Below are 13536 nucleotides of genomic sequence, written 5' to 3' on the forward strand. Positions count from 1 at the left end.
TTGATTATGGACGATGTAGTTGAGAGTAAGACCCTGCACGGCAGGTTGATTTTAGCGGCTGGGGCATTAATCAGTATTTATGTACTGATTTTCATGCAGCCCCAAGAGCATAACGAGATGTTACGAAAGGAAATCTCAAATATCGAAAAGGCCATTAGCACTGAGGCGACAAAGGTTGTGGTGTTCAGGGCGAAGAGTTGGTACGAAGCGACGATGGTGGAATCTGGTTTAGCCGCGTTCATCGACCAGTATCACCAAGACACTGGCTTAAAGGGGGACCAGTTGTGGCGTACACCGCTTACACGGATTGCTCAAAACATCAAAACCATTTGGTATCAGTGTTTACTGAGAGTATCCCTGCTGATTTTCTGGTTCTGGATGGCCATTGGTTTGATAGCCGCGTCAGCGGTTGACGGATTGATGCAGCGGAAAATTAAGCAGCATGAGTTTACGGCGCCTTCGACGGGTTACTTCAGGGTAGCGCTCTGGTCAGGGATATTGGTCGCAATTCTGTTAGAGCTTTACTGCATTACCCCTGCGTTAATCTCCAATGAGATATTCCCGCTATTTCCACTATTCGCCGCAGTCATTATCGGTTGGTTGTTGAAAACCACCTTGGCTAACAGCGCGAAGAACATGTAACCCCCTCTTCCGTGTGTCATCTTTAATATAGATAGCACGCGCCATACAAATAACGTGTTGACAGTAACAAGCAAACAGTTAAAATTTGACCGTCACATTTAACGGAGATCCACAATGAACCAAAGCGCTAAAACCGAAAAGAAAGGACTGATCCAGCAGTTTAAAGAAGCCCCTGTTGCCGTAAGAGCGTTTTTCGCACTTATCGTTGTCGCGGTAGCTTGCTCATTGCTGTTTGCTGGAGAAGCAAGTGCGGTATCAGCATCTGGCGCGACCCTACACACATTCTTCGACCAAATGTGGGACGAGGTAAAGGGTTTAATGACGGGTGCGCCTGCTAAGGCAATCATGGGTTTGTCGATTTTAGGCACTATCGCATTCTCAATGATTAAACCAAACCTAATTGGTTTCTTAGCATCTGTAGTCATAATTCTGGTACTGGCTAACGCGCCTACAACTATCGACGGCAGTTTAACTGTAACCGTAGAAGCGCTGAAAGCTGGCCTAGTTCACTAATAGCGACAATTTTTGCGGTATCAAGGAAGGGTGCAATCTTATATGCACCCTTTTTTTTCAAGGGGTGAGACATGAGTGAAGCGAGATTTCCTAAGCGTTGTAACGGCGCTATCAAAGTTGGAACTATCCACTGGGACTCAATCAAGCTGGCGGTGATTGTGATGGTTTTTGGTCTTGCATCAGGTCACATCAACTTAGGCATTATCGCGGCAATTACCAGCATGGCCGTAGTAGAAACACTGTTTAAAAAGTTTGGGCGTGGCGTATTAAAGCATCTGTTATGGGTAAACGGTTTGTGGATTTCCAAAGGGCCGGAAACCCTCATGTCACCAGCCATTCGTCGATTAATTAAGTAAGAGGTCAACATGCTTTGGAAATCGAAGATTAAAGAGAGTTACGACAATCTCAATATCTCTAACAAAAACATAGGTCGTTCTAATCTGGCACTAAGCATTAGCGTGGTACTTTTGCTGTTCATGGTGATGACCAAGCAGACCGAAGTCATTGTCATGCCAAACGACTTTAAAGAGCCGATTGTCATGAACGGCAATAGCGTGACTCAAGAATTCAAAATCCAATGGGGCCTGATGATTGCAACCATTATCGGCAACATCACCCCCAAGAATGCTAAGTTCGTCATCGACAGGGTGACCAAGATGATCCCGTTAGAACTTAACCCCGATGAAGCGGAAGCGACGATGGCCGCAGCTATCGAAGAAATGGCGCTTAGGGGTATTAGTCAGAAGTTTGTCCCGTCTGACGCGATTTATTCATCTGTCACAGATTACGTATGGGTTGTGGGTGAACAAACCACAATCTCATTAAAAACAGGCGCAGCTGATACTACTGCGTACACCTTTGAATTAAAAATCGGGATCCGAAACGGCAATCCCATGATTCTGGATATTCAACAATATCCAGCTGCTGTTAACCCTGCTCAACGTGAGCGTGAAATTCTCCAAGGTAAAAACGCAACAACGGCCTTGGATAAAGACAGTGTGATTAAAATCGAGTCACGGTGAGACCTATGAATAAAAGACCCCTTTCAACTGCAATCCTTCTTTCATTAATGATCGCTCCTGCTTTTGCGGCTGACGATGACATTTATTCGTTACCGACTGAATCGGTGAATCCGCAACGAGTACCTGTTTTGGGTACTGATTTCAATCAAGCAGAAGAAAAGCTACAGGCTGAATTAAACAGCCCTTATGCGAATCAACCTCTGTCCATCGATACGAGCAAAGAAATTGGTACCCAAACTGCATTATCGGTTTCGCCCAATGAACAAGTGCTCTATCAACAGCCAGTGACCCAGCCGCCATCGCAGCAACCGATGCAACAAGCAGATCATCAACAAGTCCCCACTTACGGCGGCGCGAGCCCTGTTAATCCGACGGCGATCTCCCCTGCCAATGCCGGAGAAGTCATTAGCCGTCGTGATGACTCAATGGACTACTTACGCAAGCAGTACAAAAGCCATCAAGTGATTGCATTGAAAGCCGGTGGCACAACGACATTGCCAATTTCGCTGTCAACCACTAACCGAATCGCGACCTCTTTCAAAAACGCCAAAATAACCACGTCAGTACCGAGTGATGCGGCGCTGGTTTACGGTGAGCAAGGTTTTGTGTACGTCACACCTGGCGTTAACGCTGGCGCGATTGACTTGATAGTTGAAGAAGATGGCGCACCAGAGACCGCAGTATCACTCTACTTGGTGCCATTAAACGTCCCGCCAGTGCTCGTGGAGTTAACCGTTAGCTATAACGCGAGTCAACGCAATGCAGCTTTGCAAGCCGTGTCTATCTACAGCGAGAACGAAGCTAAGGAGCTGGAATCGGCAAAACAAGCAGAGCGTGAGCGTATTACTAATAACCAACCCGTCGCTGACAGCCATGTTGACGATGTAATGACATTACTGGAAGTTGTGGCTAAAGCCGAAGTTCCGGCAGGTTACGAACTGCTTGAAGGTGACACCATTCCGGCGGAAGTGCGTTACCCGTGCGATATTCGCCAAATGCTCCCCCTTTACCATGAAGTGAAACAACGCTTAATTGGCTCCAAATTGGTCGTTGACATCATGGAGGTCAGAAACGATGTCAATGGCTTACGTTCATTCCGCGACGAGGCCTGCATGGGGCCAGGTCGTGAAGATGTGATGGCCGTTGGTGTGTTAGATAAAGCGACATTAGGCCCAAGGGAAAGCACCGAAGTGTACATTCTGCGTGACCGCAGCTACTTCGAGCGCCAAATGAAAGTTCCACGTCGTAGTCGTGTAGGAGGTTAACATGCAAGCGTTACAGGATTTAAAAACCAAGTGGCTTGCGCTTCCATCGAATCAGCGCACTATCGCGTTAATCGTGATATTGGCAATACCTGCTTATCTTGTGGCTGAAGCCATTTTCCCTTCAGCGCCGAAAACCCCTGTCAGCTCAATCCCAGCCAGAGCGAAGCCTATGTTTATGAGTACCATGGGGAGCGAGCGCTTGGAGTCCACCCAGACTTCCGGCCAGCTCATAGCTATGCGAAAGAAAATTCAAGAGCGTGAAAAAGCGATTGATGCACAGTACACCGAGCAAAAAGCTAGTGAAAAGCGAATTCAGCAACAGGTCGATACCCTGCAAATGTCTCAGCTTGAATCACAAAAACGCCTCGAGACCATCGCGCATCAAATGCAAATGCTGGTTGAACAACAAAGCAAAAATGCCGCAACAGCTCGAGACAGTGTGAGCGCGAAAGGAGCTCGACCAGAAAATATCGCCCAGCAAGCACCTTCATTGCCAAGTACCGAGTTTAGCCTAGACCCAATGGCAAGCCTTAAGTCGAATGTCGCCATGACCCCGCCAGCGTCAAAGACTTTAACCATGAACCGTGGTGACGTGAGTTTAGGTAAGGCCGCTGCCACAGGTGATGAAGCAAATGTTGGTAATGCGTCAACAGCCAAAAACCAAGTCGCAGCCAAAGCAAAACAAGCGATTTCTCAAGAGAACACAGGTTCTATCAAGAAAACTGAAAAAGAGCCTGAGACATGGTTGTCAGCTGGCACAGTAATACCAACCGTCTTGCTTACGGGTCAACATGTACCTACCAGTTCATCGGCGCAATCAAACCCAGCTCCAGTGTTATTAAAAATCGTAGACGTTGGGGTGATGCCTAACGGTTTCACTATCGATCTAGTGGGTTGCACAGTGATTGGCGCGGCCCGTGGTAGTGCCAGTACCCGTCGTGTCGAAATCCGCGCTGAGAGTATCAGCTGTATCGACCAGAGAGGTCGTGCGATTGAACAGCCGTTCATTGCCGCAGTGCAAGGTCAAGACGGTCATAGCGGTATCCCAGCCAAGTTAGTAACACTCTACGGTGAAGTGGTGAAGCAATCCTTCTGGGCAGGCATCTATGGCACTGGCGCCCAAACCCTCACACAAGCCGCGACCAATCGAGTGTCTGGTGATGTGGTTTATGACGGCACCTATTTCAAAAACACGGCGACCAGCTCACTTGCTGGTGGCTCAAGTACCGCATTCGATAAGATTGCTGACTTCTACCTGCAGTTAGCCGACGAAGCCAGGCCGTATCTGGAAATGCACGGCGGCATTGAAGGTGTTGACCTCATTGTTCAACGCGGTGTTAGTCTCAAATATAAGGGTTAAGCAATGACAACCGAAAACGTAAATTCTGAAAAATTGGAACCGACTATCGGCGCTCTGGCTGAGCCAGAGCAAGCCGCTCCCGCTGAGGTTGCACAATCCGTCGCTGAGCCAACGCCAGCGACACCCGCGGCTCCGCAGGGCTTGTCCCCCGTCAAAATGATCATGGTGATGGCAGGCCTAGTGCTGCTATTTGGCGTGATGAAATTTGGCATGAGCTTCTTTGGCACGGGTGTAAGCGCCGAACAAACCAATACTCAATCCAAAATCGTAGTAGCAGATTTAGGTGAGATGTTTCAGCAATGGTCAAAGGAATCGGTTAACCAAGCGGATTTAAGCTCGGCGGCTCAAGAACTGGGACAGCTCTACTTTGACATGGGATACCTCGTCATAGATAGCAGTATGACGCTGCGCATTCCTGAAGAGTTCAAAATGGACATCCCAAGAGCAGAGGTGTTGCTCCGCATTAAGCAAATTCGTAGCGAATACCAAGACGAAGGCAAAGTACCGCCATCGCCACAGCAGCTGCTTCAGATGGCAGGGAATTAATTGTTTATGGCTGACATGGAAATCGCTCAAGCGTTGTTGGCAGCTAGTGAACAAAACCAGCTAGCCCAGATTATTGAGACTCACAATCTGGGTGAGCTCCCACACTCACTGCGATTAGCCATCAACATATTTGAGATTAACGCAGATAATATCCAGCAACACCCCGAGGCAGCGCAGTCCCTTCTGCGTTGCCCAATTCCAACGACATTTGGTGAGACTGAATCAATCAGGCGCACCATATTGTCACTGCTCACCCAAAAGCACAGTTAGGCAGGATGTATGGCCAGTAAGAAAGCAGCCAAAAAAATCACCGGCGATGACGAAAATGTTATGGGCTTACGCCAACAGCGTCCCATCCGTGTTCATTTACGTCGGCACTTTAGCGAGAGCAAATCAGAGTTAACTCGTGCCATTGAGCGGTCACAAGAGATCTATAAAATCGCGCTTTGCTTAGGGGCGCTTGACTGCCTTTATTGGCAGGCTATGGGCTTAGGGGAAATAAAACTGGCCAAGGGCATTAGCCGCTTACTGGCTAAATCCTATCAACATCACCCAATACGGGTTAGCTCAACACCTATTTGACGTTATCAGCAAGGAAATCATGGACGTAGCAACATCTTTTATTCAACTTGACCAGCCTTTGTTTATGCCTGGGATCACCGGGACAACCAAGGCTTTATCAGCGTTAATAACTGACATCGATTGGCCAACCGGCGCGACATGTGCGATGCAGGAAGAGGACGGCGAAATCATTTTCTGGAAAGCGCCAGTGGAGATCGTCATGTCAGTGCGTGACGACGCGGAAAGCCGTGGGGCTCTGCCGTCACTTAGCTTCATTCATTTAGTGCTCAGCTGCGTGAGTAGAATATAGTTCCTCATACTGAGTATTAAAGTCTCATACTTAAATGGCAACGATCAGAGTACGCGCCATTTCTAAAACGTTTACGTCCCTACCTAAGCCAGCGTCTCTCAGGCGCTGTTTGGACAGAAATCATTCAGAGCAAAAGTCTGGATTGTGTACTTTCCCGAAACAATCCCAATTCTAAATCAACCTAAACCGTTCACTTCCCATTCTAGCGCTGCCGAAGACGTTTGCACTTCCAAGATGAATTTGACACGACCATTGTCCAGTAAACAGATAGCCAAATAAGTAATGTATTTTATAATCGATACACTCCCCCTTGCCGCGTATTAAAAAATAGATACAACAATCTTTATAATGTATGCGAAATTAGATACCATTATCACTGTAGCGTATTTAATTTGAGATACAAAATTATGAAAAAATCCGGTGTCTATGCCGTTGCACTCAAGCAAGTCAAAGCAAAAATCAGCGCTTTACTCGGTTTATCTGTGCCTAAACCGCCGAAAAATGGTTGGGTGCGCAGTATCCGTGAGGCCTTGGGGATGTCGGGCGCGCAATTAGGTGAACGTCTTAATCTCTCTCGTAATCAGGTCTCCATATTGGAGCGTAAAGAAGCTGATGAAACCATCACACTCAAACAACTTAAACAACTGGCGACCGGGCTCGATGCCGAACTGGTTTATGCGATTGTTCCGCGTCAGTCGATTGATGACATGATAGAAGCGCGCGCTATGGAGTTGGCCAAGCAGCGTTTGGCCATGAGCCACCAATCGATGTTTTTAGAAGCACAGCAGTTAACCTCAGAGCAACAACAGCAAGCGCTGGTTCAATTAGCCAATGAAATTAAAACGGGCAGCACCCGAGATTTGTGGAAAGTCAGTTTGCAGGAGAAATACCAATGAGTCTGTTTGTTGAACCAGAGGGTGCAACCCAACTAAATGCCGATGATGTTGCCGGGCTGAAATTTGATCACATCACGACTCGCGAAGAGCTTAATGAGCTTGAAAATGCCAACATACTACAAGGGTTGAGTTGGTTATCCACGACGCCTAAAACCAGCATGGATGACATTCTTTCTATGGCGTTTGTGGAAGAGTTGCATCAACGTTTGCTTGGTGATGTGTGGGAATGGGCCGGCAGCTACCGTCACCGAGAGTTGAACATTGGTGTCGATCCGCTGAATATCCGGCCAGATTTATACAACTTACTGGAAGACATCAAATGCTGGATTGAGTTTGAACACTATGACAGCCTAGAACTCTCGGCTCGGATACAGCACAGGTTAGTTAAAATTCACCCTTTTCCTAACGGCAACGGACGTCACTCGCGAGTGATGACGGACTACATACGAATGGTACTACTCAAACAAAAGCCTTTAGTTTGGTCCAATACAGATTTGGATAAACAAAGCCAAGAGCGGGGTGAGTACATTGCGGGCTTACGCCAAGCTGATGCCGGCGATTATGCGCCTTTAATTCAATATCTTCAGGCGAAAGGGAATGTGACTTAAACCAAGCGTTAAGAGCTAAATATACAATTACAGTGTGGATAGTTAAAACAGGCTGGAACGTCAGCCTCTTTTCTTTGTACAGAGAGCAAGCTCACCAAAACAACCCCCAACACCACAACGGCAATTCTAAGTAACTTTGGGACAAAAACGTGTTAGACCATTAGCTCAAATGAATGAGTTTCGGATTAAAATATCTATGGAGATAACGCCGCGCTATGCGGCAAATTTGGAGCGCAGCGGAAAAGTTGTCCGACAGCAGCGCCTTGTTAGAAGCCGCCCTCACAATGTCTCTAATTCCGCTAACACTTTCCTGCAGGTGCAGACCTAATTCTGTTTAAACTCGTTAATCTAACCCTGTGGCCGACCATCCATAGTGGATGGCGCACTAACCACGACGCACCCGTTAATGCCGTCTATCTTCAATACACCCTCTTTGAACTTGGCGTGCTCCTGCGTCGCGCGCGTGCAATCCCACAGAAAACTGACGATCTGAGCATCCTTGTATTTCGAGTCGGCGCGATAAAGCGAGGCGTCTTCGGCAATCTCGCCGATCAGCGTCGGGAAAGATTTCTTCGCATCCTTACGGTACTTAACCTCGATGATCGTGTGCAGTGACGGGAGATAGAGATCAATGCGCGGATTCTTCTGTCCAACAGGCTGGAGATTCACTTCATCTGCGATGTCGTTGAAGATCGGCCCGAGCAGAACATAAAGAAGGTTCTGAACGTGGTATTCGTTCTCTACCGGCCATTTGACGGGGTCCGCGCCTCGCGTGCGGCCCGCAATCTCCCATGTCCACCGCTTGAGGCCGACGGGGATGTGCTCCAGAAATCCCAGAAGATCATTGAGGCTCCAACCCTTCGGCGGCACGACAGCCACATCCTGATTGACTTGATCGAAAACGTAGACCATCAGGGACAAGAGCGCCGCTGAAGCATCCCGCTTCGCTTGCGCCCGGAACTCACCCATGAAGCGGTCGATCAGAGCCATGCGGCTTCGGTGATCGTCGATCCGCCGAATTTCGTGGTAGTGAAGAAAGAGCGGCACGGACGCACTGGCGTAGATGGCGGATTCCCCACTACGGACATACGCTGCAATATCTTTCTCGAAGAGATTGAGATGGTCACCGCCCGCCTGCTGCACAAGAAAACCGGATGTCCAGTTCTCGAACTCGCGGGCGATGCGACTATCGCTCACTTGCGCGGCCAACCATTTCACGGCCATGACGCCGAACACGTCCGAGACCCAAGGGCGCGGAGTGGAGTCGATCTTGGCGGCCTGCCCAAGCAGGCGCGAGATATCCTGGCTGGAGACGGTTTTCTCCAGGACGCCAAGCCCCGCAATCGCGCACCGCTGGTACAAGGAAAGCGTCGCAAAATCGAAGGCCGGAGCACAGTCCTTCGACAATCCCAGAAAATGCAGGAAGGTGGATTTGAAAGGGTCGGCGTGCGCGTTCTCGATCACCTTGCGGTGCAGATACTCGCGTAACTGGTACGCGTTCTCCCTCTCTACAGAAACCATTGGGATTGCCCAATCTTTCCGATCATCACCGAGTCATTCCATCCCGGAAGCTGATTTAGCCAACCGAGGTTTCGTGCAATCAGGTCGGAATAGCTGATCGTCACAGGCATGGGATTGGGGAAGTAGCTGCGCCAGGAGTGCGAGGCGAAACTGTAGAGCTGAGCGCTAAGATACTTAACGTCCTTGAAGGTCGAATCCTTATGAATATCGAGGATCACACCGCGCGGATGCCCGTCGATGTCCTGCCGCAATTCGCGCTGACCAATGAGATAAACAAGCATTTCATGCTTGGAGAGCTTGAACGTCTTTCCGCGCTGAGGAGCCAGCTTTCCTTTCTGCACACCTGCCGTCGCGGAGTCGAACATATGTAGTCCGTGATCTTCCGAGATTTTCAGGAATGCATACTCGATCTGATATTCCCAGTACTTGTCGATGACAGCGCGGACCGCTTCAATTTCTTCCTTGTTGAACTTTTTGACCTGCGCATGAAAGATCAGGCGGATCGTGTCGCCTTTCTGCCAGTTCATGCGCTTTTGAATCTTCTCGATAGTTTCACCGAGAACTGAGGTCAACGCCTCGCAGTAGGCTTCCGGCACGACGGCCTTCGAGGTATTCGAGACGATATAGCTGCCGTCTCCGGAGAAGACCGTAGTAATGCCCATAATCCGCTGATTATCTGCTCCGCGCTCTTGCCCGATGTTGGCGCTGCCGATGCCGATCACGAGTTCATGCGAGAGCGTCGGAGAAGATTTGAGTAGCCAAGGAACGCCTCCCATTTTCGCGTAGCAGGCCAGCGCCATATTGTTGAGCGAATAACCGAGTGAATAGTCAGATTGTGCCAACAGTTCTATCGTGAAATCCTGCACGGGAACCTGATGCAGGAAGAACAGGCTCTTGCAGAGATAGTATGGATTCTCCGTGACCTTGAGCTTCTTGAAGGATTGCCGGACCTGCACAAGGGCCAAGTCCCATCGTCCGCCGTCATCTGCTTTATTCCGGATCGCAGCCTCAATGGCATTCTTGTATGCCTCTACGCTGTCAGTAGCCGTTGCGAACACTTCCACGCGGCTGGTTCCCAGGGCGAACTTGCCTTCAAGGCCATTTCTGAAATACTTGCTGCTTGAAATCCCTTTCAAGAGCTTGCGGACGAACTGTTCGACGCGGCCCTTATCGTGCTGAGCGCAGATGACGCAGATTGAAGGATCATTGCGGTCGAATGTGCGCTTCGTATAGGGGCCGCTCTGCGTGAGCCCCTTCTCAGCCCAATCCGCTTCGCCGTTGTCGTTGAAGACAAATACGGGTTTCTGTATCTGCCCACAACCTTTCTGGATATCGTGCGCATCCTCAATCTCGATGCGTGTTCCATCAATCAGCGGAATAGCCTTCGACTGGATGTACTTTTTGAGCGTGTCTATGCGGGCCTTCTTGTTCTCGCCTCCATTGAAGATGGAGACTGACTGCCGGATACGCTCGACGATGGCGTCCTTCTGAGCACCGTGCGTATGCAGAATATAGTCGTCGAAGTTTGTCCGGCTGGCTTCAAGGTAAACATCCTTTGCATCTGCCTGCACGACCTGACCGTCAGGCTGGGTAACCTGTAACGCCTCGCCTTTGATCGCGCTCACTGATCCCACGAGCTTTCTGTACCCATCCTCTTGTTCTGTGACGACGTAGCGGCCTATGAGATCGAATCCACCATTTAGGAAAAACAGGCCGTTCTCTTTGAGAACCCTGCGTGTTGTGCAGTCAATAACAAGGCACGGATGGTCATGCACATAGCGAGTGTTGATTGAATATTTGGCACAGACCTTAAACGGATAGGCGTCGCCGAGAATCGGAGCGAGGAGATTATCCTCCGGTTTGGTACTTACCAGCTCAATGGGATTGAAGCCAAGAGGATTACGTCCGAGCCCTGTAAGATGACGGGACAACCCGTCCTTGACCAGTGAGCAGAAGATACCGAAGTTGTCATTGAGAGGAATGGTGATCGGCGTACCAGAAACGGGAAACGTGCCGTCTGATGAAAAGATCAGAATATTGTCGCCCTGCCGACGGAAGGAGTGCGTCGATCCGTGTTTCGCGCGAAGACAATCCAGCGTCTCCTTATCGTAAGGGACTTGGCTGGCCTCAAGCTCCGCATCGGGGATTTTGAGTGGAAATGCGTTCAGGAATACTGGCAAAACTCGATCCTTTCTTTGGTCAATGCGCGTACCTTTTTAGGCATCTAACGCCCCAAGCAGGGGCTATTTGGAGCGTAGCGAGAAATAGTCCCACTGACTTGTTATATTTTCTATTCTTTGACTTCGGAAAATGTGTAATCAACACCACCATTCCAACGTTCAAGTTGATGGCCACATTGACAGTTAAAAACACCCTTCTCTCTCACTGGTTGCTCATGCTTAGTCACATTATATTTTTTACCGCATTTTTCACATTCTTGTATATAATGTGTAGTGTCCCAAGTAGCCATGAATTTACTCCTTTTAGATTTGTAGTTATCGGAATTGAATAGAAATATAACGACACACATCAGCCGACCGAAAAAGCGGCGCTTTTACGGGTCGGATGAATGTGATTGTTATGCTCATTTATGGCCGAATAACAATTAATACCTGAAAATCATCATCCTGGCTGTTCAAATCATTTTCAATACCCTTTGGGTTTACAATTCGACCCTCGGGATCATAAGTAAAACAAATTAATTTCTTGCAATCAGGATGGGCTTGATACTTTGCCTTGTCTTCAATTAATTGCTTACCCAGTTCCTTGTCATTTAGTCCTTTTCTGGTCTTCTTAACCTCTATAACAATTTTTTCGCTTTTCAATAAAAAGTCCATTCGAGAAGAACCGCCAGCATAACTAGGCGTCCACTCTTCATTTCTAATATCATCGAAATATAATCGCAACAGTCCATGTAGTAGATCTTGAACATCATACTCGTCATCTATGTCGAGCGTGCTTCTTGAGTTGTATCTGTTTCTGAGCTGCTTTGCTACTGCATGAAACTTATTGAAAAGGTTAATAAGCTCCGAATTCTTATTTAATTTGTTTTCTGATTTATCTTTTGGCGGTATGCGCAAGCATGCCTTTAAAGAAGAAATTATCGTTCTTTTTCCCTCTTCAAAGGCATCTTGGTAGTTACCATCTATGCCTTCAATTTTGAATCTAGAAAATACTCTCCATGGCGCGCTTTCTGTTCCATAATTTGAAAGGATAAAATCTTCCACTTCAGCAACCCAAGACTGGAACTCTACGCCTAGTCGTCCATATGTACCATGATCCTTTACTTCGCAATTGTTGCCAAAGGAATGAGAATTACCTTCTTCCATTAGTTGGTTTATCTTATCTTCCACGCCAAATTACCTTTTGGGCATAATATTTTATTCGTGCGCATGCGCGTTTACCTCGTTGGACCAGTGAAAACGCGCACGATTAACTATCTGTATGCAAAGAACTTATCAGCTTTCTGCCAAATACACCATATGGAAAAACGCGTATGAGCGTTTTCCAAACCTATTAACTAAAATTCAGTTACTATATTCACCTGATTTTATAGAGTTTTATTTATTTCGGATGGAATTAGTGCGCACTGATTTTGTATGAAAATCATACCAAAACACCTAAATTTAAATACGACTGTATACCCATACATTGTTAGTCGCTTTACGGTAGGGCCAAACATTAGGTAAATGGATGAGATTTTGTATGGCAACAAGAGTAGGAATTTTCTATTGAGCTAACGAACCGAAACAAGGAATGGGGCAATACTAAAAACCCATTGTAGCTTTCAAAAAGGCACTTTTGACTGAAGGGTTTCTTTGAGCCATCGACCAGCTTGTCCAAGTGCTAAAGCGCGGTGCCATTGTAGTTCTAACGTCAGGGCATGACGGCTTATTAAGTCCGATTCCAGTACCACAACTTCTTGACGTGCCAGCGCCTCTTGGATTAAAAAAGCAGGAATTGCTGCCCAACCCAAACCCCGTTTCACGAGTTCCATCACCCCAAGGTCTCCTTCTACCCACCACACTTGCGCAGAGAGCCGAAAGCGCTGACGTTCGCTTCCCTCCCGCCGTCCAGTAACCAGCAACTGTCGTGAGCCTTGCAAGTCGATCTCATTCAGTGGCTGCTTTCGAGCCAGCGGATGTTCTGTAGAAACCACTATCGGCATAGCTACTTCACCTAGTGTGTAAGTGACAATCTCGCGATGGGGATTCTCGTTTTTATAACATATACCAAGCTGAGCACGGCCAGTTAGTAGTAAATCAGTGACATCTTCCATCAATGGAAAAAGC

At 48.0% G+C, this 13536-nt stretch carries 17 protein-coding genes; 12 read left to right on the forward strand and 5 right to left on the reverse strand.

Translation table 11 applies throughout. The features are described from left to right. Nucleotides 1–6 precede the first annotated feature (6 nt). The 12 genes from KV201_RS20505 to KV201_RS20560 all read left to right on the forward strand — a co-directional run bounded on the left by KV201_RS20505 (nucleotide 7) and on the right by KV201_RS20560 (nucleotide 7723). A complete protein-coding gene (locus KV201_RS20505) occupies nucleotides 7–642 on the forward strand; it encodes a DUF4400 domain-containing protein (protein WP_011711599.1) in 636 nt (211 codons plus the stop codon). A gap of 114 nt (nucleotides 643–756) precedes the next feature. Next, the gene (locus KV201_RS20510; protein WP_083848304.1) at nucleotides 757–1155 is read left to right on the forward strand and encodes a hypothetical protein; all 399 of its coding nucleotides are present in this window, start codon (nucleotides 757–759) and stop codon (nucleotides 1153–1155) included. Between the two features lie 71 nt (nucleotides 1156–1226). Further along, nucleotides 1227–1511 (forward strand): type IV conjugative transfer system protein TraL, encoded by a 285-nt coding sequence (locus tag KV201_RS20515; RefSeq protein ID WP_011711597.1) that lies wholly within the window; start codon nucleotides 1227–1229, stop codon nucleotides 1509–1511. Between the two features lie 9 nt (nucleotides 1512–1520). Next, a complete protein-coding gene (locus KV201_RS20520; RefSeq protein WP_226060385.1) occupies nucleotides 1521–2177 on the forward strand; it encodes a type IV conjugative transfer system protein TraE in 657 nt (218 codons plus the stop codon). A gap of 5 nt (nucleotides 2178–2182) precedes the next feature. Continuing rightward, nucleotides 2183–3442, forward strand: coding sequence for a type-F conjugative transfer system secretin TraK (locus KV201_RS20525; protein WP_041413324.1), 1260 nt, complete (start codon nucleotides 2183–2185; stop codon nucleotides 3440–3442). A 1-nt stretch (nucleotide 3443) separates the two neighbouring features. Next, a complete protein-coding gene (locus KV201_RS20530; RefSeq protein ID WP_011711594.1) occupies nucleotides 3444–4802 on the forward strand; it encodes a TraB/VirB10 family protein in 1359 nt (452 codons plus the stop codon). Between the two features lie 3 nt (nucleotides 4803–4805). Further along, nucleotides 4806–5348: a hypothetical protein gene (locus tag KV201_RS20535; RefSeq protein ID WP_011711593.1), complete on the forward strand. Its 543-nt coding sequence runs from the start codon at nucleotides 4806–4808 to the stop codon at nucleotides 5346–5348. A gap of 6 nt (nucleotides 5349–5354) precedes the next feature. Next, entirely contained in the window at nucleotides 5355–5618 is a 264-nt protein-coding gene (locus KV201_RS20540) for a hypothetical protein (RefSeq protein WP_037426906.1), read from the forward strand. 9 nt (nucleotides 5619–5627) lie between these two features. Continuing rightward, nucleotides 5628–5930: a hypothetical protein gene (locus KV201_RS20545; protein ID WP_086904537.1), complete on the forward strand. Its 303-nt coding sequence runs from the start codon at nucleotides 5628–5630 to the stop codon at nucleotides 5928–5930. Nucleotides 5931–5949: 19 nt separating this feature from the next. Then, nucleotides 5950–6219, forward strand: coding sequence for a hypothetical protein (locus KV201_RS20550; RefSeq protein ID WP_037426904.1), 270 nt, complete (start codon nucleotides 5950–5952; stop codon nucleotides 6217–6219). A gap of 407 nt (nucleotides 6220–6626) precedes the next feature. Further along, nucleotides 6627–7115: a mobile mystery protein A gene (locus tag KV201_RS20555; RefSeq protein WP_011711582.1), complete on the forward strand. Its 489-nt coding sequence runs from the start codon at nucleotides 6627–6629 to the stop codon at nucleotides 7113–7115. Continuing rightward, nucleotides 7112–7723, forward strand: a complete 612-nt coding sequence (locus tag KV201_RS20560) for a mobile mystery protein B (protein WP_086904538.1) — start codon at nucleotides 7112–7114, stop codon at nucleotides 7721–7723. Before KV201_RS20555 ends, KV201_RS20560 begins: the two co-directional genes overlap by 4 nt. Before the next feature lie 348 nt (nucleotides 7724–8071). Here KV201_RS20560 and KV201_RS20565 read toward each other — a convergent pair whose 3' ends face one another. The 5 genes from KV201_RS20565 to KV201_RS20585 form a co-directional block, all read right to left on the reverse strand. Next, the gene (locus tag KV201_RS20565) at nucleotides 8072–9244 is read right to left on the reverse strand and encodes a hypothetical protein (RefSeq protein WP_226060386.1); all 1173 of its coding nucleotides are present in this window, start codon (nucleotides 9242–9244) and stop codon (nucleotides 8072–8074) included. Continuing rightward, nucleotides 9232–11424, reverse strand: coding sequence for a Piwi domain-containing protein (locus tag KV201_RS20570; protein ID WP_086904404.1), 2193 nt, complete (start codon nucleotides 11422–11424; stop codon nucleotides 9232–9234). The genes KV201_RS20565 and KV201_RS20570 overlap by 13 nt, the downstream gene beginning before the upstream one ends. A 110-nt stretch (nucleotides 11425–11534) precedes the next feature. After that, nucleotides 11535–11714: a hypothetical protein gene (locus KV201_RS20575; RefSeq protein ID WP_086904405.1), complete on the reverse strand. Its 180-nt coding sequence runs from the start codon at nucleotides 11712–11714 to the stop codon at nucleotides 11535–11537. Nucleotides 11715–11832: 118 nt separating this feature from the next. After that, nucleotides 11833–12597, reverse strand: a complete 765-nt coding sequence (locus tag KV201_RS20580; protein ID WP_226060388.1) for a hypothetical protein — start codon at nucleotides 12595–12597, stop codon at nucleotides 11833–11835. Between the two features lie 434 nt (nucleotides 12598–13031). Further along, on the reverse strand, nucleotides 13032–13536 hold a 505-nt coding region (locus KV201_RS20585; RefSeq protein ID WP_226060389.1), incomplete at its 5' end, for a substrate-binding domain-containing protein.

Origin of the sequence: Shewanella sp. SR1 (assembly GCF_020447145.1) — a bacterium.
Lineage (GTDB): Bacteria > Pseudomonadota > Gammaproteobacteria > Enterobacterales > Shewanellaceae > Shewanella > Shewanella baltica.

Coding starts and splice junctions, on each gene's coding strand:
- KV201_RS20505 (WP_011711599.1), top strand. CDS start 7: ATGGACGATGTAGTTGAGAGTAAGACCCTGCACGGCAGGTTGATTTTA.
- KV201_RS20510 (WP_083848304.1), top strand. CDS start 757: ATGAACCAAAGCGCTAAAACCGAAAAGAAAGGACTGATCCAGCAGTTT.
- KV201_RS20515 (WP_011711597.1), top strand. CDS start 1,227: ATGAGTGAAGCGAGATTTCCTAAGCGTTGTAACGGCGCTATCAAAGTT.
- KV201_RS20520 (WP_226060385.1), top strand. CDS start 1,521: ATGCTTTGGAAATCGAAGATTAAAGAGAGTTACGACAATCTCAATATC.
- KV201_RS20525 (WP_041413324.1), top strand. CDS start 2,183: ATGAATAAAAGACCCCTTTCAACTGCAATCCTTCTTTCATTAATGATC.
- KV201_RS20530 (WP_011711594.1), top strand. CDS start 3,444: ATGCAAGCGTTACAGGATTTAAAAACCAAGTGGCTTGCGCTTCCATCG.
- KV201_RS20535 (WP_011711593.1), top strand. CDS start 4,806: ATGACAACCGAAAACGTAAATTCTGAAAAATTGGAACCGACTATCGGC.
- KV201_RS20540 (WP_037426906.1), top strand. CDS start 5,355: ATGGCTGACATGGAAATCGCTCAAGCGTTGTTGGCAGCTAGTGAACAA.
- KV201_RS20545 (WP_086904537.1), top strand. CDS start 5,628: ATGGCCAGTAAGAAAGCAGCCAAAAAAATCACCGGCGATGACGAAAAT.
- KV201_RS20550 (WP_037426904.1), top strand. CDS start 5,950: ATGGACGTAGCAACATCTTTTATTCAACTTGACCAGCCTTTGTTTATG.
- KV201_RS20555 (WP_011711582.1), top strand. CDS start 6,627: ATGAAAAAATCCGGTGTCTATGCCGTTGCACTCAAGCAAGTCAAAGCA.
- KV201_RS20560 (WP_086904538.1), top strand. CDS start 7,112: ATGAGTCTGTTTGTTGAACCAGAGGGTGCAACCCAACTAAATGCCGAT.
- KV201_RS20565 (WP_226060386.1), bottom strand. CDS start 9,244: ATGGTTTCTGTAGAGAGGGAGAACGCGTACCAGTTACGCGAGTATCTG.
- KV201_RS20575 (WP_086904405.1), bottom strand. CDS start 11,714: ATGGCTACTTGGGACACTACACATTATATACAAGAATGTGAAAAATGC.